Origin of the sequence: Pseudomonas cedrina subsp. cedrina (assembly GCF_001983175.1) — a bacterium.
Taxonomy (GTDB): Bacteria; Pseudomonadota; Gammaproteobacteria; order Pseudomonadales; family Pseudomonadaceae; genus Aquipseudomonas; species Aquipseudomonas cedrina.
The window spans coordinates 34,595-58,296 of sequence record NZ_MNPW01000006.1 but is presented as its reverse complement, the minus strand read 5'-3'; the positions used below and the strand labels follow the sequence as shown (position 1 = coordinate 58,296).

At 60.9% G+C, this 23,702-nt stretch carries 23 protein-coding genes; 15 read left to right on the top strand and 8 right to left on the bottom strand.

What is annotated here, in order from left to right; translation table 11 throughout:
• Positions 1-8: 8 nt before the first annotated feature.
• The 3 genes from ssuC to BLL36_RS13565 are packed head-to-tail and all read left to right on the top strand — an operon-like array spanning position 9 to position 1,834.
• On the top strand, positions 9-797 hold the full coding sequence (gene ssuC / locus BLL36_RS13575; protein WP_076951944.1) for an aliphatic sulfonate ABC transporter permease SsuC: 789 nt from the start codon (positions 9-11) through the stop codon (positions 795-797).
• Positions 794-1,600 (top strand): aliphatic sulfonates ABC transporter ATP-binding protein, encoded by an 807-nt coding sequence (ssuB, locus tag BLL36_RS13570; protein ID WP_076951943.1) that lies wholly within the window; start codon positions 794-796, stop codon positions 1,598-1,600. Before ssuC ends, ssuB begins: the two co-directional genes overlap by 4 nt.
• An 18-nt stretch (positions 1,601-1,618) precedes the next feature.
• Positions 1,619-1,834, top strand: a complete 216-nt coding sequence (locus tag BLL36_RS13565) for a TOBE domain-containing protein (protein WP_003213899.1) — start codon at positions 1,619-1,621, stop codon at positions 1,832-1,834.
• 129 nt (positions 1,835-1,963) lie between these two features.
• On the opposite strand, the gene BLL36_RS13560 is transcribed toward BLL36_RS13565, so the two are convergent.
• Complete coding sequence (locus BLL36_RS13560; protein WP_076951942.1) at positions 1,964-2,590, bottom strand: TetR/AcrR family transcriptional regulator; 627 nt, start codon at positions 2,588-2,590, stop codon at positions 1,964-1,966.
• 219 nt (positions 2,591-2,809) lie between these two features.
• Positions 2,810-4,186 carry a glutamine synthetase family protein gene (locus BLL36_RS13555; protein ID WP_003176781.1) on the bottom strand — a complete coding sequence of 459 codons (1,377 nt, stop codon included), beginning with the start codon at positions 4,184-4,186 and terminating at the stop codon, positions 2,810-2,812.
• A 597-nt stretch (positions 4,187-4,783) separates the two neighbouring features.
• On the opposite strand from BLL36_RS13555, the gene BLL36_RS13545 reads away from it, so the two are divergent.
• From BLL36_RS13545 to BLL36_RS13515, 7 genes are all read left to right on the top strand, one after another.
• Complete coding sequence (locus BLL36_RS13545; protein ID WP_076951940.1) at positions 4,784-6,142, top strand: glutamine synthetase family protein; 1,359 nt, start codon at positions 4,784-4,786, stop codon at positions 6,140-6,142.
• A 58-nt stretch (positions 6,143-6,200) separates the two neighbouring features.
• Positions 6,201-7,565, top strand: a complete 1,365-nt coding sequence (locus BLL36_RS13540; protein ID WP_076951939.1) for an aspartate aminotransferase family protein — start codon at positions 6,201-6,203, stop codon at positions 7,563-7,565.
• A gap of 84 nt (positions 7,566-7,649) precedes the next feature.
• Positions 7,650-8,744, top strand: a complete 1,095-nt coding sequence (locus BLL36_RS13535; RefSeq protein ID WP_076952262.1) for a polyamine ABC transporter substrate-binding protein — start codon at positions 7,650-7,652, stop codon at positions 8,742-8,744.
• A gap of 219 nt (positions 8,745-8,963) precedes the next feature.
• On the top strand, positions 8,964-10,058 hold the full coding sequence (locus BLL36_RS13530) for a polyamine ABC transporter substrate-binding protein (RefSeq protein ID WP_076951938.1): 1,095 nt from the start codon (positions 8,964-8,966) through the stop codon (positions 10,056-10,058).
• Positions 10,059-10,120: 62 nt separating this feature from the next.
• On the top strand, positions 10,121-11,263 hold the full coding sequence (locus tag BLL36_RS13525) for an ABC transporter ATP-binding protein (RefSeq protein ID WP_076951937.1): 1,143 nt from the start codon (positions 10,121-10,123) through the stop codon (positions 11,261-11,263).
• Positions 11,260-12,180, top strand: coding sequence for an ABC transporter permease subunit (locus BLL36_RS13520; RefSeq protein WP_076951936.1), 921 nt, complete (start codon positions 11,260-11,262; stop codon positions 12,178-12,180). Before BLL36_RS13525 ends, BLL36_RS13520 begins: the two co-directional genes overlap by 4 nt.
• On the top strand, positions 12,177-13,061 hold the full coding sequence (locus BLL36_RS13515) for an ABC transporter permease subunit (RefSeq protein WP_057723417.1): 885 nt from the start codon (positions 12,177-12,179) through the stop codon (positions 13,059-13,061). Before BLL36_RS13520 ends, BLL36_RS13515 begins: the two co-directional genes overlap by 4 nt.
• A 137-nt stretch (positions 13,062-13,198) precedes the next feature.
• Here BLL36_RS13515 and BLL36_RS13510 read toward each other — a convergent pair whose 3' ends face one another.
• Positions 13,199-13,840, bottom strand: coding sequence for an HD domain-containing protein (locus BLL36_RS13510; protein ID WP_076951935.1), 642 nt, complete (start codon positions 13,838-13,840; stop codon positions 13,199-13,201).
• Positions 13,841-14,087: 247 nt separating this feature from the next.
• Between BLL36_RS13510 and BLL36_RS13505 the strand changes: the two genes are divergently transcribed.
• Positions 14,088-15,053 carry a GlxA family transcriptional regulator gene (locus BLL36_RS13505; protein WP_076951934.1) on the top strand — a complete coding sequence of 322 codons (966 nt, stop codon included), beginning with the start codon at positions 14,088-14,090 and terminating at the stop codon, positions 15,051-15,053.
• On the opposite strand, the gene BLL36_RS13500 is transcribed toward BLL36_RS13505, so the two are convergent.
• Positions 15,031-15,384: a carboxymuconolactone decarboxylase family protein gene (locus BLL36_RS13500; protein ID WP_028618364.1), complete on the bottom strand. Its 354-nt coding sequence runs from the start codon at positions 15,382-15,384 to the stop codon at positions 15,031-15,033. The two genes, BLL36_RS13505 and BLL36_RS13500, sit on opposite strands and share 23 nt — an antisense overlap.
• 101 nt (positions 15,385-15,485) lie before the next feature.
• On the opposite strand from BLL36_RS13500, the gene BLL36_RS13495 reads away from it, so the two are divergent.
• On the top strand, positions 15,486-16,388 hold the full coding sequence (locus BLL36_RS13495; RefSeq protein ID WP_076951933.1) for an AraC family transcriptional regulator: 903 nt from the start codon (positions 15,486-15,488) through the stop codon (positions 16,386-16,388).
• A gap of 117 nt (positions 16,389-16,505) precedes the next feature.
• On the opposite strand, the gene BLL36_RS13490 is transcribed toward BLL36_RS13495, so the two are convergent.
• Together BLL36_RS13490 and BLL36_RS13485 are read right to left on the bottom strand one after the other, a co-directional pair.
• Positions 16,506-18,860: a penicillin acylase family protein gene (locus BLL36_RS13490; RefSeq protein WP_076951932.1), complete on the bottom strand. Its 2,355-nt coding sequence runs from the start codon at positions 18,858-18,860 to the stop codon at positions 16,506-16,508.
• A gap of 29 nt (positions 18,861-18,889) precedes the next feature.
• Positions 18,890-19,465: a DUF6436 domain-containing protein gene (locus tag BLL36_RS13485; RefSeq protein ID WP_076951931.1), complete on the bottom strand. Its 576-nt coding sequence runs from the start codon at positions 19,463-19,465 to the stop codon at positions 18,890-18,892.
• Between the two features lie 99 nt (positions 19,466-19,564).
• Between BLL36_RS13485 and BLL36_RS13480 the strand changes: the two genes are divergently transcribed.
• On the top strand, positions 19,565-20,506 hold the full coding sequence (locus BLL36_RS13480; protein ID WP_076951930.1) for an alpha/beta hydrolase: 942 nt from the start codon (positions 19,565-19,567) through the stop codon (positions 20,504-20,506).
• 290 nt (positions 20,507-20,796) lie between these two features.
• On the opposite strand, the gene BLL36_RS13475 is transcribed toward BLL36_RS13480, so the two are convergent.
• On the bottom strand, positions 20,797-21,549 hold the full coding sequence (locus BLL36_RS13475; protein WP_076951929.1) for a DUF2059 domain-containing protein: 753 nt from the start codon (positions 21,547-21,549) through the stop codon (positions 20,797-20,799).
• 131 nt (positions 21,550-21,680) lie between these two features.
• On the opposite strand from BLL36_RS13475, the gene BLL36_RS13470 reads away from it, so the two are divergent.
• The gene (locus tag BLL36_RS13470) at positions 21,681-22,313 is read left to right on the top strand and encodes a 2OG-Fe(II) oxygenase (RefSeq protein ID WP_076951928.1); all 633 of its coding nucleotides are present in this window, start codon (positions 21,681-21,683) and stop codon (positions 22,311-22,313) included.
• 305 nt (positions 22,314-22,618) lie between these two features.
• On the opposite strand, the gene BLL36_RS13465 is transcribed toward BLL36_RS13470, so the two are convergent.
• Positions 22,619-23,113: a transporter substrate-binding domain-containing protein gene (locus tag BLL36_RS13465; protein WP_076951927.1), complete on the bottom strand. Its 495-nt coding sequence runs from the start codon at positions 23,111-23,113 to the stop codon at positions 22,619-22,621.
• Between the two features lie 134 nt (positions 23,114-23,247).
• Here BLL36_RS13465 and BLL36_RS13460 point away from each other — a divergent pair, with 134 nt between their 5' ends.
• A complete protein-coding gene (locus tag BLL36_RS13460) occupies positions 23,248-23,688 on the top strand; it encodes a DUF4399 domain-containing protein (protein ID WP_076951926.1) in 441 nt (146 codons plus the stop codon).
• Positions 23,689-23,702: the final 14 nt, after the last annotated feature.

Here is a 23,702-nt window from a genome sequence, read left to right as displayed (position 1 = left end):
GCAGCGCCATGAATGTTGAAAAACTAAGCCATCGTGTGGCGCCTTGGGTCCTGCCGATTCTATTGCTGGCGGTTTGGCAGTTGTCGGTGTCGGCGGGCTGGTTGTCGACACGCATCCTGCCGGCACCCAGCGCGGTGATTGAAGCGGGCGTCAACCTGATAGCCAGCGGTGAGATCTGGACGCACCTGGCCATCAGCGGCTGGCGCGCGGGCCTGGGTTTTGTAATCGGCGGCAGCATCGGCCTGGCCTTGGGTTTTATCACCGGCCTGTCGACATGGGGCGAACGCTTGTTGGACAGCTCGGTGCAGATGATCCGCAACGTGCCGCACCTGGCGCTGATTCCCCTGGTGATCCTGTGGTTCGGCATCGACGAGACGGCGAAGGTTTTCCTGGTCGCGCTCGGCACGCTGTTCCCGATTTACCTGAATACCTACCACGGCATCCGCAACGTCGACCCGGCGCTGGTGGAAATGTCGCGCAGTTATGGCTTGTCCGGCTTCAGCCTGTTCTGGCAAGTGATCCTGCCGGGCGCGCTGCCGTCGATCCTGGTGGGCGTGCGGTTTGCGCTGGGCTTCATGTGGCTGACGCTGATCGTGGCGGAAACCATCTCCGCCAGCTCGGGCATCGGTTACCTGGCGATGAACGCGCGTGAATTCCTGCAAACCGACGTGGTGGTGCTGGCCATCGTGATGTACGCCATCCTCGGCAAGCTCGCCGACCTGGCGGCGCGCGGTCTGGAACGCGTGTGGCTGCGCTGGCATCCGGCTTATCAAGGCAACAAAGGAGGTGCGGCATGACAGCTCAACAACCCCCGCGCCTGCTCAAGGGCATTCCCCTGGCGGTCCGCAAATTGCGCAAGGCCTTTGGCGCGCGCGAAGTGCTCAAGGACATCGACCTGCACATTCCTGCCGGCCAGTTCGTGGCGGTGGTCGGGCGCAGCGGTTGCGGTAAGAGTACCTTGCTGCGCCTGCTGGCCGGCCTGGACAAAGCCAGCGGCGGTGAGCTGCTGGCCGGTTCCGCGCCGCTGGCCGAGGCAATCGCCGACACGCGGTTGATGTTCCAGGAGGCGCGCCTGCTGCCGTGGAAAAAGATCATCGACAACGTCGGCCTGGGCCTTAAAGGCAACTGGCGGCCTAAAGCCCTGGAAGCCCTGGAAGCGGTCGGCCTGGCCGAGCGGGCCAATGAGTGGCCGGCGGCGCTGTCCGGTGGGCAGAAGCAACGCGTGGCCCTGGCCCGCGCCTTGATCCACCAACCGCGCCTGCTGTTGCTCGATGAGCCGTTGGGCGCGCTGGATGCCCTGACCCGTATCGAGATGCAGCAACTGATCGAAAACCTCTGGCGCAAGCACGGTTTCACCGTGTTGCTGGTGACCCACGACGTCAGCGAAGCGGTGGCGATTGCCGACCGCGTAATCCTGATCGAAGACGGCGAAATCGGCCTCGACCTCATCGTCGACCTGCCACGCCCACGGGCCCGCGGCTCGCACCGCCTGGCCGCGCTGGAAGCCGAAGTGCTCAACCGTGTGCTGTCTTTGCCCGGCACGCCGCCGGAACCTGAACCTGTTTCACCGCTGCCGACGCAATTGCGTTGGGCTCAATAACCCACACAGGAAAACACCATGACTATCAAAGCCATCAACGTACGCAACCAGTTCAAGGGCACCATCAAGGAAATCGTCGAAGGCGACGTACTGTCGGAAATCGACGTGCAGACTGCGTCCGGCATCGTCACGTCCGTGATCACTACCCGCTCGGTCAAGGAGCTGGAGCTGGTGATTGGCAGTGAGGTGATTGCCTTTGTGAAATCCACTGAGGTGTCGATTGCCAAGTTGTGATTTGTATCGATCTTGAAGCCCTTATCGTGGGCAAGCCCGGCTCCCACATTGACCGCATTTCAAAGGTGAAACTCGGTCGATGTGGGAGCTGGCTTGCCTGCGAAGAGGCCAGCCCAGACAGTACAAGGCTCAGCGCTTAGGCAAATACGCCGGCAAATAAAGCCCCACATACGCATCAAACACCCGCATCCCTTCCTCCGCCATGCGCGGCGTGATCAGGCCGTGCTGATGCACCGAGCGCGCATAGACGCGGTCGCTCAATTCCAGCGCCAGGGCAAACACATCCACATCGCTCGGTAGCGTTGGCACTTCGAAGTGACGGTTGAACACCTCCAGCATCAAATCCCCCAACTCCAGGTCATGCTGGCGGTCGGCCTGGGTTACCTCGGTGAGCCCGTGCTGCGCCAGGATCAACTGGCGTGCGGCGGCGTCCTGGTCGTAGATGACGAGCATGCGCTGCTCGACGATGCAGGATAAATCGCGCCAGTGCTTGAGTGAATCATGCTTGATGGGCGCCTGGATCGCGGCACGGAAAGCGGCGTGCACATCGGCGGTCAGCGCTTCCAGGAGCGCCGGAACGCCGGCGAAAAAATGATACACCGACGACGGCGGAATCTGCGCCCGCTCGGCCACGCTGTAGATCGACAAACTCGCCACGCCTTCGGTGGCCAGCAAGGTGCGGGCCGCGTCGAGGATCGCGTCGATCCGCGCCTGGCTGCGGGCGCGGGGTTTGCGAGGGGCGGGGCGGGTGGTCATGGAAGTCTCCTACAAGGCAGCGGGCATTGTATGAGCAGGAGCTGGTGTTGTCTGCCAGGACGCCATCGCAGGCAAGCCAGCTCCCACACTTGAATGCATTCACAAATCAAATGTGGGAGCTGGCTTGCCTGCGATGAAGCCACTGCGGTCTACCGGAAGAAACCTATAAAAAAACGCCGCTGACCCAAGTCAGCGGCGTTCCTCTACTGCTGCAACCGCTTACACGGTATGCAGGTACCAGTTGTACTCAAGGTCGGAGATGGAGTGTTCGAACTCCTCCAGCTCACTTTCCTTACAGGCCACAAAGATATCGATGTATTTAGGATCGATGTACTTGGCCATCACCTCGCTGTCGTCCAGCTCGCGCAGTGCATCACGCAGGTTGTTCGGCAGGCTTTGTTCGTTCTGCTCGTAGCTGTTGCCTTCCACCGGTGCGCCAGGTTCGATCTTGTTGGTCAAACCGTGGTGCACGCCTGCCAGGACCGAGGCCATCAGCAGGTAAGGGTTGGCATCGGCGCCGGCCACGCGGTGTTCGATACGTACGGCATCGGACGAGCCGGTCGGTACGCGAATCGCCACGGTACGGTTATCCAGGCCCCAGCACGGCGAGTTCGGCACGTAGAACTGTGCGCCGAAACGACGGTAGGAGTTCACGTTAGGGCACAGGAACGCCATCTGGGCGGGCAGGGTCTCGAGCACACCGCCGATCGCGTGACGCAATGCGGCGTTCTGCTCGGGATCCTCGCTGGCAAAGATATTCTTGCCGTCCTTGTCCAGAATGGAGATGTGTACGTGCAAACCGTTGCCTGCCTGGCCCGGGTAAGGCTTGGCCATGAAGGTGGTGTCCATCTCATGGTCGTAGGCGATGTTCTTGATCAGGCGCTTGAGCAGTACGGCGTAGTCGCAGGCCTTGATCGGGTCGGCCACGTGGTGCAGGTTCACTTCGAACTGCGCCGGGGCACTTTCCTTGACGATGGCGTCGGCCGGGATGCCTTGTTCCTTGGCGCCTTCCAGAATGTCCTGGAGGCAGTCGACGTATTCGTCGAGGTCGTCGATCAGGTAGACCTGTGTCGAGTGCGGGCGTTTGCCCGAGATCGGCGAGCGCGGCGGTTGTGGGCGGCCATTCACGTTCTCCTGATCGATCAGGTAGAACTCGAGTTCGAAGGCAGCGCAGATGGTCAGGCCCATGTCGTCGAACTTGCTGACGACTTGGCGGAGCACTTCGCGCGGATCGGCGAAGAAGGGTTCACCTTCCAGTTCGTGCATGGTCATCAGCAGTTGCGCGGTAGGGCGCTTTTGCCAAGGCTCATTGCACAGGGTGTCGGGGATTGGATAACAGATTCGGTCAGCATCACCGATGTCCAGGCCCAGGCCGGTGCTTTCCACCGTAGAGCCGTTGATATCCAGGGCAAATAAAGAGGCAGGCAGGTTAATGCCCTTCTCGTAAACCTTGTGGAGGCTGGTGCGTTCGATGCGCTTGCCGCGCACCACACCATTCATATCCGCAATTAGAAGGTCTACGTACAGAACCTCAGGATGATCCTTAAGGAACGCGTTCGCTTCGTTAAGCTGAACGGCACGCGGGGGTACCGACATGATGCAACACCTTTGTTGTTAAAAATATCAATCATTGATCTTTTCTGGTTTCAGTCAACCCGAACGGCATGCCGAAGTCAAGCGAGGGCTTTTTTGCCCTAAAAAAGCGCCACGAAGGCTTTTTTGGGGCTTTTTGGGGCGGTTTTTTGGGTTTGAAGGTCTTGGGACTCGCAGGCTTGAGCGGCCCGTGTTGTATTTTTTACGGGGGTGTTGTGTAAAAAAATGAACAAGGCTAAGCTCGATTCAAACCCATAACAGCAATAATACCGGGGTGTTTCATGTTTCTCCTGCCGCCGCCTGGCGTCTTGGCCTGCTCCAGACAGGCTGTGTCACCCGTTCATCCTTCCCGCGTAAATGCCCGCGAACCGGCCAATATTCTTGACGCCCGGGCCGACCTTCTTTTTACCTCCTCATTCTGCGCCGAACCGCCTGAGCCCACTACGCTGCTCAAAATTACGCACAACGTTGGCGTGAGGAATGCAACGTTGCAGCAAATGGCAGGTAAGCTCCTACCCTGAATGAAAAAACGACGCGGATGCTGCGTCAACCAACGCCTGGCCTTTAATGGATGCCAGGAAACCCAGCCCAGAGGCATTTATGAGTAACAACCTCGACCAGCTCACCGATTGGTTGAAAGACCACAAGATCACAGAAGTCGAATGCATGATTGGCGACCTCACCGGTATCACCCGGGGCAAGATCTCGCCGACCAACAAGTTCATCGCCGAAAAAGGCATGCGCCTGCCCGAGAGCGTTCTGTTGCAGACCGTGACCGGGGACTATGTCGAAGACGACATCTATTACGAATTGCTCGACCCGGCGGACATCGACATGATCTGCCGCCCCGACCAGAACGCGGTGTTCCTGGTGCCCTGGGCCATCGAGCCGACCGCCCAGGTGATCCACGACACCTACGACAAGCAAGGCAACCCGATCGAGCTGTCGCCGCGCAACGTGCTCAAGAAAGTCCTCAAGCTCTACGCTGATCGCGGCTGGCAGCCCATCGTCGCGCCGGAGATGGAGTTCTACCTGACCAAGCGCTGCGAAGACCCGGACTTTCCGCTGCAACCGCCAATTGGCCGTTCCGGTCGCCCGGAGACCGGTCGCCAATCCTTCTCTATAGAAGCGGCCAACGAATTCGACCCTTTGTTCGAAGACGTCTACGACTGGTGCGAACTGCAGGAACTGGACCTCGATACCCTGATTCATGAAGACGGCACCGCGCAGATGGAAATCAACTTCCGTCACGGCGATGCCTTGTCCCTGGCCGACCAGATCCTGGTGTTCAAGCGCACCATGCGTGAAGCCGCGCTCAAGCACAACGTGGCCGCCACCTTCATGGCCAAGCCCATGACCGGCGAGCCTGGCAGCGCGATGCACTTGCACCAGAGCATCATCGACATCACCACCGGCAAGAACGTGTTCTCCAACGAAGACGGGAGCATGAGCCAGCTGTTCCTCAACCACATTGGCGGCCTGCAGAAATTCATTCCCGAATTGCTGCCGTTGTTTGCCCCCAACGTGAACTCGTTCCGCCGCTTCCTGCCTGACACCTCGGCGCCGGTGAACGTGGAGTGGGGCGAAGAAAACCGCACCGTCGGCCTGCGCGTACCGGATGCCGGCCCGCAGAACCGCCGGGTGGAAAATCGCCTGCCGGGCGCTGACGCCAACCCGTACCTGGCGATTGCCGCCAGCCTGCTGTGCGGCTACATCGGCATGGTCGAAGGCCATAACCCGAGCGCGCCGGTGGTGGGCCGTGGTTACGAGCGCCGCAACCTGCGCCTGCCGTTGACCATCGAAGACGCTCTGGAGCGCATGGAAAACAGCAAGACCATCGAGAAATACCTGGGTCAGAAGTTCATCACAGGCTACGTCGCGGTCAAGCGGGCCGAGCATGAAAACTTCAAGCGCGTGATCAGTTCGTGGGAGCGGGAATTCCTGCTCTTCGCCGTCTGATGCGCCGGGCGCGCTGTGGGAACAGCGCGTCCTTCACTGAAAAGTCTAGGAGATTGGTATGTCCAGCAACAACCCGCAAACCCGTGAATGGCAAGCCTTGAGCAGCGATCACCACCTGGCGCCGTTCAGCGACTTCAAGCAATTGAAGGAGAAAGGTCCACGCATCATTACCAAAGCCCACGGCGTTTACCTGTGGGACAGCGAAGGCAACAAGATCCTCGACGGCATGGCCGGCCTGTGGTGTGTGGCGATCGGTTACGGTCGCGATGAACTGGCTGACGCCGCCGCCAAACAGATGAAAGAACTGCCGTATTACAACCTGTTCTTCCAGACCGCTCACCCGCCGGTGCTGGAACTGGCCAAGGCCATTTCCGATATCGCGCCTGCCGGCATGAACCACGTGTTTTTCACCGGTTCCGGCTCCGAAGGCAACGACACGATGTTGCGCATGGTCCGCCACTACTGGGCGATCAAGGGCCAGCCCGACAAGAAAACCATCATCAGCCGCAAGAACGGCTACCACGGCTCCACCGTGGCCGGCGCCAGCCTGGGCGGCATGACCTACATGCATGAGCAGGGCGACCTGCCGATCCCGGGCATCTGCCACATCGCCCAGCCGTACTGGTTTGGCGAAGGCGGCGACATGAGCCCCGACGAGTTCGGCATCTGGGCGGCCAACCAGTTGGAAGAAAAGATCCTGGAACTGGGCGTGGACAGCGTCGGTGCCTTTATTGCCGAGCCGATCCAGGGCGCCGGTGGCGTGATCGTTCCGCCTGCGACCTACTGGCCGCGCATCAAGGAAATCCTCGCCAAGTACGACATTCTGTTTGTCGCCGATGAAGTGATCTGCGGTTTCGGCCGCACCGGTGAGTGGTTCGGTAGCGATTTCTACGACCTCAAGCCCCACATGATGACCATCGCCAAGGGCCTGACCTCGGGTTACATCCCCATGGGTGGCCTGATCGTGCGCGATGAAGTGGTGGCCGTACTGAACGAAGGCGGTGATTTCAACCACGGCTTCACCTACTCCGGCCACCCGGTGGCCGCTGCGGTGGCGCTGGAAAACATCCGCATCATGCGCGATGAAAAGATCATCAGCCGCGTTCACGACGAAACGGCACCGTATTTGCAGAAGCGTCTGAGGGAACTGGCGGATCATCCACTGGTGGGCGAAGTGCGCGGCGTGGGTATGCTCGGGGCGATTGAACTGGTGCAGGACAAAGCCACGCGCAAGCGTTATGACGGCAAAGGCGTGGGTATGATTTGCCGCAATTTCTGCTTCAATAACGGCCTGATCATGCGCGCGGTGGGCGACACCATGATCATTTCGCCGCCACTGGTGATCAGCAAGACCGAAATCGACGAGTTGGTGACCAAGGCGCGTACATGCCTGGACCTGACCTTGGCGGCATTGCAGGGCTAAGTGCTAGTCTGCGCCTGCGGCAAATAACGCAGGCTGTGGCTAATAAAGAAAAAATTGGAGCATCACCAAATGAAGGCATCAGGTTTGAAGAACGCCGGCAAGACCCTCCTCGCCTTGTCCCTGATGGGCGCAATGGCGGGCGCGGTGCAGGCAGACGATAAAGTGCTGCATGTGTACAACTGGTCCGACTACATCGCACCGGACACCATCGCCAACTTTGAGAAAGAGTCGGGCATCAAGGTGGTGTATGACGTTTTCGACAGCAACGAAACCCTGGAAGCCAAGCTGCTGGCGGGCAAGTCCGGCTACGACATCGTCGTGCCGTCGAACAACTTTCTGGCCAAGCAGATCAAGGCCGGCGTCTACCAGGAGCTGGACAAGTCCAAGCTGTCCAACTATGGCAACCTGAACAAGTCCCTGCTTAAAGCCGTGTCGGTCAGCGACCCGGACAATAAGCATGCCTTCCCGTACATGTGGGGTTCGATCGGCATCGGCTACAACCCGGAGAAGGTCAAGGCCGCGCTGGGCGTGGACAAGATCGATTCGTGGGACGTGCTGCTCAAGCCGGAGAACATCGCCAAGCTCAAGAGCTGCGGCGTGAGCTTCCTCGATTCGCCCACCGAAATGCTGCCGATCGCCTTGCATTACCTCGGCCTGCCAACCGACAGCCAGAAAAAAGACGACTTGAAGCAAGCCGAGGCGTTGTTCCTCAAGATCCGTCCTTCGATCGGTTACTTCCACTCGTCCAAGTACATCTCCGACCTGGCCAACGGCAACATCTGCGTAGCCGTGGGTTACTCGGGTGACATCCAGCAGGCCAAGTCCCGCGCGGCTGAAGCCGGCGGCAAGGTGAAAGTGGCCTACGACATTCCGAAAGAAGGCGCCGGTAGCTTCTTCGACATGGTCGCCATCCCTAAAGATGCCGAAAACGTCGACGCCGCCTACACGTTCATGAACTACCTGCTCAAGCCAGAAGTGATGGCTTCGATCACCGACAGCGTGCGTTTCCCGAACGGTAACGAGAAGGCTACCGCACTGGTCGACAAAGACATCACCAGCGACCCGGGCATCTACCCGCCAGCGGATGTGCAGGCCAAGCTCTACGCCATTGCTGATTTGCCGGCTGCAACCCAGCGTGAAATGACACGCAGCTGGACCAAGATCAAATCCGGCAAGTAACGCAAAAAACCTGTAGGAGCGAGCTTGCTCGCGAAAAATTCAAGAGCGCTGCGGGGTGCCTGATGCCCCGCATGATCGTTGACGACCTTCGCGAGCAAGCTCGCTCCTACAATTAAATGACAGAAAGTTTTGCCGGATCGGTTTATCGAGGGTAAGTTGCGCGCCGGTTTTGTTGCCGGGCAACAACTTTAAGGCCCAACTATTTTAGAGGACCTCCACTTGCCAATTTCTTTATTTCGCAAAGCCTTGCTGGTGGGTGCAGGTATCACGCTGGCTGTCAGCGTGCAGGCCGCACCCACGGTGCATATTTATAACTGGTCGGACTACATCGGTACCGACACCCTGGCCAACTTCGAAAAAGCCAGCGGCATCAAGCCCGTGTATGACGTCTTCGACTCCAACGAAACCCTGGAGGGCAAGCTGCTGGCCGGGCGTACCGGCTACGACGTGGTCGTGCCGTCCAACCACTTTCTCGGCAAGCAGATCAAGGCCGGGGCGTTCCAGAAGCTCGACAAGTCACTGCTGACGAACTACGCCAACCTCGACCCGGCGTTGCTCAAACGCCTGGAAAAGAACGACCCGGGCAACCAGTACGCCGTGCCGTACCTGTGGGGCACCAACGGCATCGGCTACAACGTCGATAAAGTGAAGGAAGTGCTGGGCGTCGACCATATCGATTCCTGGGCCGTGCTGTTCGAGCCGGAAAACATGAAGAAGCTGGCCTCGTGCGGCGTATCGTTCATGGACTCGGCGGATGAAATGCTGCCGGCGGTGCTCAACTACATGGGCCTGGATCCCAACAGCAGCAACCCGGAAGACTACAAGAAGGCCGAAGCCAAGCTGCTCAAAGTGCGTCCTTACGTGACCTACTTCCATTCTTCCAAGTACATCTCGGACCTGGCCAACGGCAACATTTGCGTAGCGGCAGGTTTCTCCGGCGATGTGTTCCAGGCCAAGGCCCGCGCAAGCGAGGCGGGCAAAGGCGTGAACATTGCCTACGTGATTCCCAAGGAAGGCGGCAACCTGTGGTTTGACGTGCTGGCCATCCCCAAGGATGCGACCAACGTCAAGGAGGCCCACGCGTTCATCAACTATTTACTGCAACCTGAGGTGATCGCCCAGGTCAGTGATTATGTCGGTTACGCCAACCCCAACCCTGGGGCGGACAAACTGATGGAGCAATCGATACGCACCGACGAAGCGGTTTACCCACCGCAGGCGGTGCTCGACAGGACATTCGTCAACTTCGAGTTGCCCCCCAAGGTGCAGCGTTTAATGACCCGCAGCTGGACCAAGGTCAAGACGGGCAAGTAAGGCTCAAACTATCCAAGTTCGCTCACCTGGGGCGGACTGCAAATTTGTTGGGAGTTTCGTAAATGGCAGTTGCCTCCGGCGCCTATAAGAAAGCCCTCGAGGGCGACCAGACACCGAAAAAGGTGCTGGTCAAAATCGACCGGGTCACGAAGAAGTTCGACGAGACGATTGCCGTGGACGACGTGTCCCTGGAAATCAAGAAAGGCGAAATCTTCGCCCTGCTCGGCGGTTCGGGTTCGGGCAAGTCCACCTTGCTGCGTATGCTCGCAGGCTTCGAGCGCCCGACTGAAGGCCGCATCTACCTAGACGGGGTGGACATCACCGATATGCCGCCCTACGAGCGGCCGATCAACATGATGTTCCAGTCCTACGCCTTGTTCCCGCACATGACCGTGGCGCAGAACATCGCCTTCGGCCTGCAACAGGACAAGATCCCCAAGGCCGAGGTCGACGCCCGTGTGGCCGAGATGCTCAAGCTGGTGCAGATGAGTCAGTACGCCAAGCGCAAGCCGCACCAGTTGTCCGGCGGCCAGCGCCAGCGTGTGGCCCTGGCCCGCTCTCTGGCCAAGCGCCCGAAACTGCTGCTGCTCGATGAGCCGATGGGCGCCCTCGACAAGAAACTGCGTTCGCAGATGCAGCTTGAGCTGGTGGAGATCATCGAACGCGTCGGCGTGACCTGCGTGATGGTGACCCACGACCAGGAAGAGGCCATGACCATGGCCGAGCGCATCGCGATCATGCACCTGGGCTGGATCGCGCAGATCGGCAGCCCGGTCGATATCTACGAAACACCCACCAGCCGCCTGGTGTGCGAGTTCATCGGCAACGTCAATATTTTCGACACCCAAGTGGTGGATGACGCCGAAGGCCATGCGGTGCTCAAGTGCCCGGACCTGGACCGCGACATCTACGTCGGCTACGGCATCGCCACCGCGGTGGAAGACAAGTCGGTGACCTACGCGATTCGCCCGGAAAAGCTGCTGGTCACCACCCAAATGCCGACCTGCGAGCACAACTGGTCCAGCGGCAAGGTGCATGACATCGCGTACCTGGGCGGCCACTCGGTGTTCTACGTGGAGCTGCCGAGCGGCAAGCTGGTGCAGTCCTTCGTCGCCAACGCCGAGCGCCGTGGCCAGCGTCCGACCTGGGGTGACCAGGTCTACGTGTGGTGGGAAGACGACAGCGGCGTGGTACTTCGCTCATGAACATGAAGAAGTTCAAGCGGCGCTTGGATCGCATCGTCCCCACCGGCAAGCAGGTGGTCATCGGGATTCCGTTCCTGTGGCTGTTCCTATTTTTCGCACTGCCGTTTTTCATCGTGCTGAAAATCAGCTTTGCCGAAGCCGATGTGGCGATTCCGCCCTACACCGAGATCTACACCTACGTTGAGCAAAAGCTGCAACTGGTGCTGAACCTGGCCAACTACCAACTGCTGGCCGGCGACGACCTGTACATCTCCGCGTACCTGGGCTCGCTGAAGATGGCGTTCTTCAGCACGCTGTTGTGCCTGCTGATCGGCTACCCGATGGCCTACGCCATTGCTACTGCGCGCAAAGAGATGCAGACCGTGCTGGTGCTGCTGATCATGATGCCGACCTGGACCGCGATCCTGATCCGCGTCTATGCGTGGATGGGCATCCTGAGCAACAACGGTCTGCTCAATGGCTTCCTGATGTCCATGGGGCTGATCAACGAACCGCTGCAGATCCTCAACACCAATATTGCGGTGTATATCGGCGTGGTCTATTCGTACCTGCCGTTCATGATCCTGCCGCTGTACGCCAACCTGGTGAAGCACGACCAAAGCCTGCTGGAGGCCGCTTCCGACCTGGGCTCGAGCACCTTCAACAGCTTCTGGAAGATCACCGTGCCGCTGTCCAAGAACGGCATCATCGCCGGGTGCATGCTGGTCTTCATCCCGGTAGTGGGCGAGTTCGTGATCCCGGAACTGCTCGGCGGCCCGGAAACCCTGATGATCGGTAAAGTGTTGTGGCAGGAATTCTTCAACAACCGTGACTGGCCGGTGGCGTCCGCCCTGGCGGTGGTGATGCTGGCGATCCTGATCGTGCCGATCATCCTGTTCAACCGCAGCCAGGCCAAAGAGCTGGAGGGCAAGATATGAAACGCTTTCGTTTCTCCAGCTTCATGCTGGTCGTGGGGTTGTTGTTCATCTACTTGCCGATGCTGATCCTGGTGATCTACTCGTTCAACGAGTCCAAGCTGGTGACGGTGTGGGGCGGCTGGTCGATCAAGTGGTACGTGGGCCTGCTGGACAACACCCAGTTGATGGGCTCGGTGGCGCGTTCGCTGGAAATCGCCTGCTACACGGCGGTGGCCGCGGTCGCCCTGGGTACGCTGGCGGCATTCGTGTTGACGCGCATCAGCCAGTTCAAGGGCCGCACGCTGTTCGGGGGCCTGGTGACGGCGCCGCTGGTGATGCCGGAAGTGATCACCGGTCTGTCGCTGTTGCTGCTGTTCGTGGCCATGGCGCAGATGATCGGCTGGCCCCAGGAGCGTGGCATCGTCACCATCTGGATCGCCCACACGACGTTCTGTGCGGCCTATGTGGCGGTGGTGGTGTCGGCGCGCCTGCGTGAGCTGGACCTGTCGATCGAAGAAGCGGCGATGGACCTGGGCGCGCGGCCGTGGAAGGTGTTCTTCCTGATCACCATTCCGATGATCGCACCGTCATTGGCGGCGGGCGGCATGATGTCGTTCGCGCTGTCCCTGGACGACCTGGTACTGGCCAGTTTCGTCTCGGGGCCGGGGTCGACGACGTTGCCGATGGAAGTGTTCTCGGCGGTGCGCCTTGGGGTTAAACCCGAGATCAACGCCGTGGCCAGCCTGATCCTGCTGGCGGTGTCGTTGGTGACCTTCCTGGTGTGGTTCTTCAGCCGCCGTGCCGAGGAACACCGCAAGAAGGCCATCCAGCAAGCGATCGAAGAAGCGGCTGCCGACGGTTGGCAGCAGCCGGACAAGCGCCGCGCGCCTGCACCGGTCTAACTGATGAAGCAGGGTTGATCGTTCCCACGCTCCGCGTGGTAACGCCTCCTGTGACGCTCTGCGTCACGCTTTTAGAAGCGGACGCGGAGCGTCCTGGGCTGCATTCTCACGCAGAGCGTGGGAACGATTAACGTCAGTTAAGCCGCCCACGGCGACTTGCGAATCACCTCCACAAAGTTCATCGGCTTGAACCCCGGCTCCTGATCCACCAGCACATCGGTCTTCACGTTGCCAAACGTGGTCTGCGGGCGATGGCGCAAGCCGTCGGCGAAGGCGCAGATTATGCACTCCTTGAACCCTTCACCGCGTGGATGCGCATGCACCACGGCTTCGCGCTGCACGCTGGAAAACGCAGCGTAGTCCATGCCCAGCACATCCATCTCCACCCCGGCAGTCACCAGCGCCACGGTCGGCCGCAGATGCTGCGGCACGCCTGGCGTGGTGTGCAGCGCGATGGACAGCCACACTTGCTCGATATCGTCATCGCTCAGCCCGTAAGGCTTGAGGAAGGCTGCGGCCGCGTTGGCGCCGTCGACTTCAAACCGCTGGTCGTCGCTGCGGTGGCCTTCGACCAGGCCCAGGTCATGGAACATCGCGCCGACATAAAGCAGCTCCGGGTTGTAGGCGAACTGTTGGCGCTCACCGCTCAACGCGCCGAACAGGAACACCCGGCGGGAGTGGTGATAGAGCAGGTCGGATTCGACATCGCGGATGTATTCGGTGGTGGCCCTGGCCAGGGCGCTATCGGGGATCTGGATGCCGGCGATGGTGTTGCGCATGGTGGTTCTCCTCTGGAAAGGGTTCCAGTCTGGTCGCGTGTCCGTGAGGCAGCTACCTTGGCGGGGGAGCGATGTCGGCCAATGTGCCTTCACATCGCGCCAAGGGTGTACCCGTTCAAATGTGGGAGCTGGCTTGCCTGCGATAGCATCTACTCGGTATACCTGATGGACCGGGGCGTCTGCATCGCAGGCAAGCCAGCTCCCACAGGGATTTGTGTTTCTCCAGTTAGATAAAGGTGTGTCGTGCATGGGCAAAACCGTCGCCATCCTGATCTTCCCCGGCGTCCAGTCATTGGACGTGACCGGCCCCATGGATGTGTTCTGCGAGGCCAACCGGTTTTTGCCGCCGCAGGAGCACTATCAGTTGGAGGTCATCGGTTTCGGCCACGGCAATATGGCGGCTTCCAACGGCCTGTCGTTGCAGGCCCACCGGCATTACAGCGAAGCCCTGCAGGCCTACGACCTGCTGCTGGTCGCCGGTGGCCCGCAGTTGCCCTTTGAAGATTTCGGTGCCGAGTTCGATGATTGGCTTCGCGGAGCCACCGCGCGTGCGCGGCGCTTCGGTTCGATCTGCAACGGCGCTTTCATGCTGGCCCGTGCCGGGTTGCTGGACGGCAAAACCGTCACCACCCATTGGAACGATGCCGCCGAGCTGGCGCGCCTGTGCCCCACGGCCCAGGTCGAAGCCGACCGCCTTTATGTTCAGGACGGTAACCTCTACACCTCGGCCGGGGTGACGGCGGGTATCGATTTGTCGTTGTATCTGCTGGCCCAGGACTACGGCCCGGAAGTCGCGCTGAGCGTGGCCAAGCGACTGGTTGTATTCACCCAGCGCGCAGGCGGGCAGTCGCAGTTCAGCCCGTTCCTCACGCCGCACGCCGAAACAACGTCAGCGGTAGCGCAGGTGCAGCTTTACGTACTGGCGAACCTGACGGGGGATTTGGCCATCGCCGACCTGGCCAGGGCGGCCAATATGAGCGCGCGCAATTTCTCCCGGGTGTTTGCCCGTGAGGCGCGGATAACGCCCGCGGAGTTTGTCGAGCGCGCGCGGGTGGACGCGGCGCGGGTGATGCTCGAAAGCAGCTGCGCGCCGCTCAAGACCGTGGCCTACCGATGCGGGTTTCGTGATGCCCAGCACATGCGCAGTGTGTTCAACCGCCGGCTGGGCGTGACGCCGCAACAGTTCCGGCTTAACTTTGCGGCGCCGGTTTGAGCGTGTCGTAGGCTTCCAGCGCGCGCAGCGAGTAGATATACGCCGCGCCGGCATTCAGCGAGATCGCCGTGGCCAGCGTGGCGGCGACTTCCTCGCGGGTGGCGCCGGCCTTGATCGCAGCGTCGGCATGCACGCCGATGCAACCGTCGCAGCGTGTGGTGATGGCCACGGCGATGGAAATCAGCTCGCGGGTCTTGGCGTCGAGTACATTGTTTTCCTCGGCAGCTTCGCCCAGCGCCATGTACGCTTTGACCATCTTCGGGTTGCTCTTGCCCAGCGTGCCAAAGGCTTTCTTCACGGTAGGCAGCAAGTCGGACCAGTTATTGAACATTGCGGTAACTCCTGAACGGGTGGGTGGTGTAAAGCTAGTCTGTTCCGTTCGGGCGCGGCGTTATTGTTCAATCCGCTCATCTTTTTGACCGATGCTCGCAAATGAACTCGATCGACACCCTTATCGCATTGGCCAACCTGCGCGGCAGCCTGGATTTGCGCTGCCAGTTCCAAGGCGAGTGGGCCCTGGACCACGCCCCGGAAAACCTGGGCGTAGCGCCTTATCACATCGTGCTCAGCGGTACCTGCCGTGCCGAGTTGTCGGGCGGGCAGCACGTGACCCTGGAGGAGGGCGATATCCTGTTGATGCCTGGCGGCGCCACTCACCTGTTGCGCAGCCAGGGCGCGCGGATCAAGCCGATGCAACCCAAGGTGATCGAAGGCGGTGTGCTTACGGTGCACCAATTGGGGGGCGACCGGCCTGACCTGGACATGCTCTGCGGCAGCTTTCATTACAACCGCCAGTCACTGTTGTTCGGCGCGTTGCCCGAATACCTCGTGGTGTCCAGCCGGCAATGGCAGGCCGATGGGCAGCTTGCGGCCTTGATCGCCTTGTTGCGCAGTGAAGCGGACGGCCAGCAGGTGGGCGCGCGCGCCTTTATCGACGCGTTGTCGTCAGCCCTGTTCACCCTGATTCTTCGCACCTGGCTGAACCTGCAGGCGCCGGTCGCCGGCACCTTTGCCCTGCTCGCCGACAAGCGCTTGAGCAAGAGCTGGCAGGCGATGCTGAGCGATCCTGGGCATGCGTGGACCATCGACAGCCTGGCGGCTGCCGCAACCATGTCGCGCGCCACTTTCATGCGTGCATTCGTCAAAGTGGCGGGCGTGTCGCCCTGGGTGCTGCTGACCCAGTTGCGCATGGAACGGGCATTCAACCTGCTGCGTCAGTCGCGCCTGAGCCTGCTGGATATCGCCGCCCAGGTGGGTTACCAGTCCCAGGCGGCGTTCAGCAAGAAATTCAAGGAGACCTACGGCGAGGCGCCGGGGCGGTTGCGGGCAAAATAACAGTCGCAGCTTAGATTCAGTGTGGGAGCTGGCTTGCCTGCGATAGCATCACGTCGGTTTAACTGAAAAACCGAGGCGTTTGCATCGCAGGCAAGCCAGCTCCCACATTGATTGCGGTCATCTGGCAGGTAGCAGCTTGAGCGTACCGCGCGTATTCGCCGTCACTTCCTCATCGCTAAAGTGCGCCTGTTCGTAGCCGCCTTCGATGTAGGTTTGCGCCTGGTCGCCGTAGTGCCGGTCAAACGGCACACCGCTTTGACCCACCGGGTTGATGGTCAGTGCGTGGGCCGCGTCGGCGAAGTCGATCAGGCGGCGGGTGGATGGCCCATAGGTGACGGGCCAAGGCGCCGGGCCGATGTTGGCCGACTGGTTGTTCGGCACTTCGTGGCTACCAGGCGCCGGGAACGGGCCGACATTGACGATCAGGTCCAGCGGCTTCTGCGAGCCCAGCGGGTGGCCGTGGGTCAGGGTGTGCGCCTTGCCCCATTGCCATTGGCTCGGGTCATCGCCGAAGGTGGCCTTCAGATGCGCGAGGCTGTTGTCCCAGGCGAGCTTGACGGTGTCGGCGCGCTTGCCGTCCCACCACGGCGAATCCGGCGTGGCGGCCAGGCGTGGCAGGGCGGCGTCGACTACACGGGTGCTGAGCAGGGTCTTGAACATGGCGTCGCCGAGCTTCGGGCGCAAGGCCGCGTCAGCCAGGTTGAACAGGAACTGGTTGAACAACGTGGCGCTGGTGGAATCGAGCGGGTAATCGCCTTTCCAGGCGGCCAGTTGCTCCACCTGTTGCAACTGCGCCGGGTCCTTGACCACTTCGCGCAGCACCGGCAACAGCGGCGTCAGCAGGCGCGGGCCGAAGGCGGTGGTGGTGCCCAGCTGCAAGGCCTGGCTGTTGTCGACATCCCACTTCACCCGGTTATCGCTCAGTTGCAGGTTCAATTGCTGGCCACGGTCGGCCAAATTGTAATAGCCGGGGATCTCCATGCCGGTCGGTGAAATCGGCTGGGCATTGGCCGAGACTACATAACCGCGCGCCGGGTTCTCTTCCTGTGGGTTCGCGCTGAAGGGATAAAAGCCCAGCTTGTCAGCCTGGGCGGTGCTGCCGTCGAGGATAAAACCAGGGTGGGTTCCAGCCGGGCGAATCGGCAACTGCGCCGCCGCCCACCAGCCGATATCGCCCTTGGCATTGGCCCACACGATATTCAGGCCCGGCGCGGACACCTTCGACGCCGCCGCGCGTGCCTTGGCCAGGGTATCGGCGCGGTTGAGCTGGTAGAAGCCTTCGAGGATCGGGTTCTGGGTGTCCAGGAATGCCCACCACATGGCGATCGGGGTCTTGCCGGCGCTCTCGCCCAGCACGTCATTGATGATCGGCCCATGGGGGGATTGGCGTAGCGTCAAGGTCACCGGCGCTTGGCCTTTCACCGCAATCTGCTGCTCTGTGCGGGTCATGTCCACCCATTGGTCGTGGTACCAGATCTGGTTGGGGTTGTCTGGGTTGAGCTTCTCGGCGATCAGGTCGAGGTCATCGTTCTGGAACATCGTCAGGCTCCAGCCGAAATCCAGGTTGTGCCCCAGGAACGCGAACGGCACCAGTGCGTTGTGATAACCGTACAACTCGAAACCCGGCGCCGACAGCTGCGCCTCGTACCATACCGACGGCACCGAAAAACGAATGTGCGGATCACCGGCCAGCAACGGCTTGCCGCTCTTGGTGCGGTTACCGCTGATGGCCCAGGCGTTGCTGCCTTCGAACTGCGGCAAGCCGTTGTCGGCCAGCGCCTGTTCGCTCAGGGCGGCGATGGCGCCCAGGGCTTGCCAGTCACTGGCGACGAGGTTGAGGGCGCCTTGGGGCTGCCAGTCGAGATCGAAGATTTTCAGGTAATCGCTGCCCAATTGATCGCGTACGTAAGTCAGCAGGGGCTCGGTGCGAAACGCAGCAGCAAAGCTGTAGGCCATATACCCGGCGACGCTGATGCTGTCCTCGGCGGTAAACGGCCGCTTGGGGATGCCCAGTACGTCGAACTCCATCGGCCGCGCGTGGCTGTCCTGATACTGGTTGATCCCGTCCAGGTAGGCTTGCAAGGCCTTCCAGTGGGCCGAGGTATGATCGAGCTGCGCCACATAGGTGTCGGCGCGCTCGCGAATGCGCAGGCTGCGAAACAGCTTGTCGGTCTCCAGCACCTTGGGCCCCAGCACCTCGGCCAGCTCGCCACGGGCCAGGCGCCGCATGATTTCCATCTGGAACAGCCGGTCCTGGGCGTGCACATAACCCAGGGCGCGATACAGGTCGGTTTCGTTCTGGGCACGAATGTGCGGCACGCCGCGGTCGTCGTAACGCACGGTGACCGCGCCCTGCAGGTTGGCCAGCGTCACTGTGCCCTGGCGCGTGGGCTGCTTGCTGTACACGTACCAGCCGGCGCCGAGGGCGATCAGTACCGCAAGCACCGCGAGGGTCCTCAAGACGCGCTTCATGGGCATTCCTTATGGAGAGTTGGTGGCAGCTACGAGCCTTTTGGCCACGAACAATAGCAGCCCACCGCCAGGGTGTGCGTGGCATTCACCGCGCGCCCCGCTTCAAGGGCCTGCAGGATCGGTTCGATGAAGCTGTTGCTGGAATTGCACGTGAGGCCTTCGCTGTAGGGCCCGAAATAGGCCAGCTTGCCGCTGCGATCCCAGATGCCCACGGCTGGGCTGGCCGGCACTTGATCAGCGCCGGGCAGGGCATCGAGAATTTTCATCCTGCGCAGGTTCTCGGGCAGTTGGCCGTGGCTGCCGGGTTTTTGCAGGGCGTAGAACTCGACGCCTTTGGGCGCGTATTGCTCGATCAACTCGCCCAGATGCTGTTGGTTGCCAACGTTGCAGGGGCAGGCCGGGTCCCAGAAGTGCACCAGGCGGATCGGACCCGGGCCCGCCAGCTCGGCCGGCAGCCTCAGCGGGTCACCGGAGAAGACCGCCGTGTGTTCGCTGAAGGCGCGCAGGTAGCGGCCCTGGAACCAGTCATAGGCCACCCACAGCACGCCGGCGCAGATAACCAGGATCAGGCTGGCGAACAAGGCGGTGCGGTGGGGCTGTCGCATTCAGATGTATCCTCGAAGGTCGCGTAGCTTGCCATGCTTGTCCTGACAGATGAATATCGCAGCTTGAAATTCATCTCTGCCGTCAGTCTGGAACCCTTTATGCCTGTGACCTTTGACCCCGATCATCTGCGCGAAAGCCTGCGGCCCCTGGTGGATGCGCAACCGCTTTCGGCCGAGGCGCGGGTCTACCAGCGTTTCTATGGGCTGGATCTGGCTGCACGCACCGTCCCGGTGGTGAGCCGGCTGGGGCGTTTCGGGGTGGATGGCTTTGAGGTGGTCGCCCAGGTGTGGTGGCCGCCAGTGCCGGTGGCGACGATGTTCCTGTTCCACGGCTTCTACGACCACATGGGGTTGTACCGACATGTGGTGGACTGGGCGCTGGACCAGGGGTTCGTGGTGATCGCCTGCGACCTGCCCGGCCATGGTTTATCCAGCGGCCCGCGCGCCAGCATCGATGAATTTTCGGTGTATCAGGACGTGGTGCAGGCCCTGTTCAGCCAGGCCGAGGCACTGCAACTGCCGCAGCCCTGGCACTTGTTCGGGCAAAGCACCGGCGGGGCGGTGGTGGTGGATCACCTGCTCAACCATGGCGCTGGCAGCCCGGCCCAGGGCAAGACCTTCCTGCTGTCGCCGTTGGTGCGGCCACGTGCCTGGGGCTGGTCGCAACTCAGCTATTACCTGCTGCGGCCGTTCGTCAACGGCATCGCGCGGCGGTTCAGCGAGAACACCCACGATCCCGCGTTCAAACCTTTCCTTGAAGCCGACCCGCTGCAGCCACGCCAACTGCCGACTGCCTGGGTGGGCGCATTGGCGCGCTGGATCAAACGCATCGAAGCCGCGCCGCGCAGCCCGAGGCGGCCGGTGATTGTGCAGGGCGAGGAGGACATGACGGTGGACTGGCAGCACAACCTGCAGGTGCTGCGCAGCAAGTTCGACCAGCCCGAGGTGTTGATGCTGGCGCGTGGCAGGCATCATTTGGCGAATGAGATTGCGCAGATTCGCGAGGAGTACTTTAAGTATTTGACGGACCACCTGAAGTAACACGATCCAACTGTGGGAGCTGGCTTGCCTGCGATGGGCATAGGTATCTACACATCTTTGTAGTGAGCGGGCTTGTCCCGCGCTGGGCTGCGAAGCAGCCCCAAACCAGGCGACCGGATTCTACCTGAAGCTCGGCGATGCCTTTATTGGGGCGGCTTCGCCACCCAGCGCGGGACAAGCCCGCTCACTACAGGGAGATTTTTCAGCCTTTGAAAGTTGTGTAGATACCTATGCTGCGATAGCGGTGTGTCAGTCACCACCGCCATCGCAGGCAAGCCAGCTCCCACAGGTTACTGCGCCAGGCTGGAGGTACTCTGGCCGACAGCAAGCCCGGCACGTATGGCCGCTAACGCCGCCTGGTAATACGCCTTGCCCTCCGGCGATTCGGCAAAGGTCGCGAATTCTTCCAGCTCCGGGTCAGACAAATCCCGATAGACATACAACAGGGTGTTGTTCAGGTCCTTGTCGATCTGCTGCATCAACCGCTCACGCTGGCCGTTCAACATGCCCTGTGCCTGACCGCCGCCCAACAGGCCGGGGATCATCTGGCTCAGGCTATCGGCCGCCACACCGGCAATCGCCAGGCTGACTTCGGCGCCGGCTTCACGGGCCGGCAGCGCCTGGGCCAGGTGGCCGATGATGAGGCTGCGGGTGGCGTCGGCTTCGATTTTCGGCAATCCCTGGGCGTTTTTCGCCAATTGGTCGCGGCGGGTGGCCTGCAACTCGGCGGCCACAATCTTGCGGCCCAAGGGCGATTGAAAAAACGCCAAGGCGGGTTTGGGGTCCGCCAAGTGCTTGCGCAATTGCGCTTCGGCACGCTGGTCCATGGCCTGGGCGGCAAACCGCTTATTGCTGTTGTCCACCAGCGCCTGGTACACCGCCGGCGGCAGGCTGTTGCGGTAGCGCTGCTGGGCGGCACTGAGGGCGTCATTGAAATGCGCACGTTGTTCGGCCCAGCCGGCGACCGTGTACAACTGGTCATGGCCGTCTGCCCAAGCGGGCAAAACGCAGAACATCAACAAGGAAAAAAACAAACGACGCATATGGACTCCTGTCAGTCGGCCACTATTGTCCGTGTCGGGCGTAGGATTTGTCGAGAAGTCCTATCAGTCACCTGACTAAAGTGTATTCAGACGCTCGGCGGCTCTGTCGGATTCACAGGCGTATGGATACTATGCGCGCCATGCAAATACCCCTCGATCACCCCTTGCTGCAACGCATTGTCGACGACCTGGCCGGAAAGGGCTGGTCCCGGCAGGACGGCTTCCTGCCCCAGGCTCTGACCCTGGAACTGGCGGCCGAGTGCCGTAAACGTGCGGCCGAGGGTGAACTGGCCCCGGCGGCGGTTGGACGCGGCCCGGCCCAGGAAATCCGCGAGGGCATTCGCGGTGACCATATCCAGTGGCTGGAAGAGGGCGATGCGCCAGTCTGCGAGAGTTACATGACGATCATGGACAGCCTGCGCCTAGCGATGAACCGCGGCCTTTTCCTTGGCCTGGAAGATTTCGAAAGCCACTTTGCGATGTACCCGCCGGGAGCGTTTTACCTCAAGCACCTGGACCGTTTCCGCGACGATGACCGGCGCATGGTCTCGGCGGTCATCTATTTGAACGACGCCTGGCTGCCCGAGCATGGCGGCCAGTTGCGCATGTACCTCAAGGACGGCGTCGAATACGACGTGGTGCCCATCGGCGGTTGCCTGGTGGTGTTCCTCTCGGGCGAAGTGCCGCACGAAGTCATGCCCGCCACGCGTGAACGCCTGTCCCTCACCGGCTGGTTTCGCCGGCGGGGCAACGAGCCGTTTTGAGCCTGCCCAGCTCTGTGAAGCCATGATAGGTCAAATGTGGTAGCTGGCTTGCCTGCGATGGCGGATCGGTATCTACACATTTTGTAGTGAGCGGGCTTGACGAATCGTCGCACCGCCCGCGCTGGGCTGCGAAGCGGCCCCAAACCAGGCGAATTGGGTTTTTCTGAAACTGCGCGGTGTCTTTACTGGGGCGGCTTCGCCACCCAGCGCGGGACAAGCCCGCTCACTACAGGGAGATTTGTCAGCCTTTGAACGTTGTGTAGATACCTATGGCTATCGCAGGCAAGCCAGCTCCCACAATGGATCTACTGTGCCTTGACTACTGGTGTGTCGCCTTCCAACCATTTCTGCGCCAGTGCCTTCAATCGCCCGTCGTCCTTCACCCGCTTCAACGCCCCGTCCAGACTTACCTTGAACGCTGGATTACCCTTCTGAAACGGTATCGCCAGCTCAGGCTTCTCGTTGTAAGGCGCACTGAAATCGAAACGATCCTGCAGCGCGGCAGTCATAGCGATATGGTTGATGGCCACGTCGTACTTGCCGGTTTCCACCCCCGGCAGCAGGTCGGTGTCATCGGTGGTGATAAACGAGGGGCGCACGTCCATCTCCTTGGCCAGTTGCTCACCCAGCTCCACTTCGAAGCCGGTGAGTTTGTCGCCTTCCTTGAAATTGAACGGCGGTGTGTTGGCTTCAACGGCGATGCGCAATTCGCCACGGTCATTGACGTCGTCGATCAATTCGGCATGGGCCAATGGGCTCAGAAGAGGAAGCAGCAGTAACAGGCCAGGCGAAAAGCGCATGGTCACTCCTAGAAAATTCAGATGTGCGAGGCGCCGTTCAGCATCGCTTTGCTATGGTGTCGAGTGCCTTGGACAGCAATTTGTCACGAAGTTGTCATCCCCCTACAGATTTCACAGAAAAACTGGAGAAGCGAATGAAAGCCCTTTTGTCACGTGCAACCCTGGCCAGCGTGTTGCTGGGCGCCTCGATGTTGGCCAATGCCGCTGATGTTCCTCGTACGCCTGCCCCCAAAGGGGCCGAGGTGTTTATCGTCTCGCCTAAAGACGGCGCTACCGTCGACAAAACCTTCACCGTCAAATTTGGCGTCAAGGGTCTGGACCTGGAGCCGATCGACAAGCAGGTGCCGGGCGCCGGCCACCACCACCTGCTGGTGGATCAGGATGTGAAGGCGCTTAAGGCGGACGAAGCCATCCCGGCCACTGCTACTTCGATTCATTTCGGCAAGGCGCAAACCGAAACCGAACTGACCCTGAGCCCAGGCAAGCACACCTTGCAACTGGTGGCTGGCGATAACGTGCATCGCCAATTCGAGCCCACTGTCGCCTCGAAAGTCATCACGGTTAACGTTAAGTAAGCGTTGTTCAGACA

Bases quoted from the DNA above. Each gene is read 5' to 3' on its own strand.
- ssuC (WP_076951944.1), top strand. From the start codon at position 9: ATGAATGTTGAAAAACTAAGCCATCGTGTGGCGCCTTGGGTCCTGCCG.
- ssuB (WP_076951943.1), top strand. From the start codon at position 794: ATGACAGCTCAACAACCCCCGCGCCTGCTCAAGGGCATTCCCCTGGCG.
- BLL36_RS13565 (WP_003213899.1), top strand. From the start codon at position 1,619: ATGACTATCAAAGCCATCAACGTACGCAACCAGTTCAAGGGCACCATC.
- BLL36_RS13560 (WP_076951942.1), bottom strand. From the start codon at position 2,590: ATGACCACCCGCCCCGCCCCTCGCAAACCCCGCGCCCGCAGCCAGGCG.
- BLL36_RS13555 (WP_003176781.1), bottom strand. From the start codon at position 4,186: ATGTCGGTACCCCCGCGTGCCGTTCAGCTTAACGAAGCGAACGCGTTC.
- BLL36_RS13545 (WP_076951940.1), top strand. From the start codon at position 4,784: ATGAGTAACAACCTCGACCAGCTCACCGATTGGTTGAAAGACCACAAG.
- BLL36_RS13540 (WP_076951939.1), top strand. From the start codon at position 6,201: ATGTCCAGCAACAACCCGCAAACCCGTGAATGGCAAGCCTTGAGCAGC.
- BLL36_RS13525 (WP_076951937.1), top strand. From the start codon at position 10,121: ATGGCAGTTGCCTCCGGCGCCTATAAGAAAGCCCTCGAGGGCGACCAG.
- BLL36_RS13520 (WP_076951936.1), top strand. From the start codon at position 11,260: ATGAACATGAAGAAGTTCAAGCGGCGCTTGGATCGCATCGTCCCCACC.
- BLL36_RS13515 (WP_057723417.1), top strand. From the start codon at position 12,177: ATGAAACGCTTTCGTTTCTCCAGCTTCATGCTGGTCGTGGGGTTGTTG.
- BLL36_RS13510 (WP_076951935.1), bottom strand. From the start codon at position 13,840: ATGCGCAACACCATCGCCGGCATCCAGATCCCCGATAGCGCCCTGGCC.
- BLL36_RS13505 (WP_076951934.1), top strand. From the start codon at position 14,088: ATGGGCAAAACCGTCGCCATCCTGATCTTCCCCGGCGTCCAGTCATTG.
- BLL36_RS13500 (WP_028618364.1), bottom strand. From the start codon at position 15,384: ATGTTCAATAACTGGTCCGACTTGCTGCCTACCGTGAAGAAAGCCTTT.
- BLL36_RS13495 (WP_076951933.1), top strand. From the start codon at position 15,486: ATGAACTCGATCGACACCCTTATCGCATTGGCCAACCTGCGCGGCAGC.
- BLL36_RS13490 (WP_076951932.1), bottom strand. From the start codon at position 18,860: ATGAAGCGCGTCTTGAGGACCCTCGCGGTGCTTGCGGTACTGATCGCC.
- BLL36_RS13485 (WP_076951931.1), bottom strand. From the start codon at position 19,465: ATGCGACAGCCCCACCGCACCGCCTTGTTCGCCAGCCTGATCCTGGTT.
- BLL36_RS13480 (WP_076951930.1), top strand. From the start codon at position 19,565: ATGCCTGTGACCTTTGACCCCGATCATCTGCGCGAAAGCCTGCGGCCC.
- BLL36_RS13475 (WP_076951929.1), bottom strand. From the start codon at position 21,549: ATGCGTCGTTTGTTTTTTTCCTTGTTGATGTTCTGCGTTTTGCCCGCT.
- BLL36_RS13470 (WP_076951928.1), top strand. From the start codon at position 21,681: ATGCGCGCCATGCAAATACCCCTCGATCACCCCTTGCTGCAACGCATT.
- BLL36_RS13465 (WP_076951927.1), bottom strand. From the start codon at position 23,113: ATGCGCTTTTCGCCTGGCCTGTTACTGCTGCTTCCTCTTCTGAGCCCA.
- BLL36_RS13460 (WP_076951926.1), top strand. From the start codon at position 23,248: ATGAAAGCCCTTTTGTCACGTGCAACCCTGGCCAGCGTGTTGCTGGGC.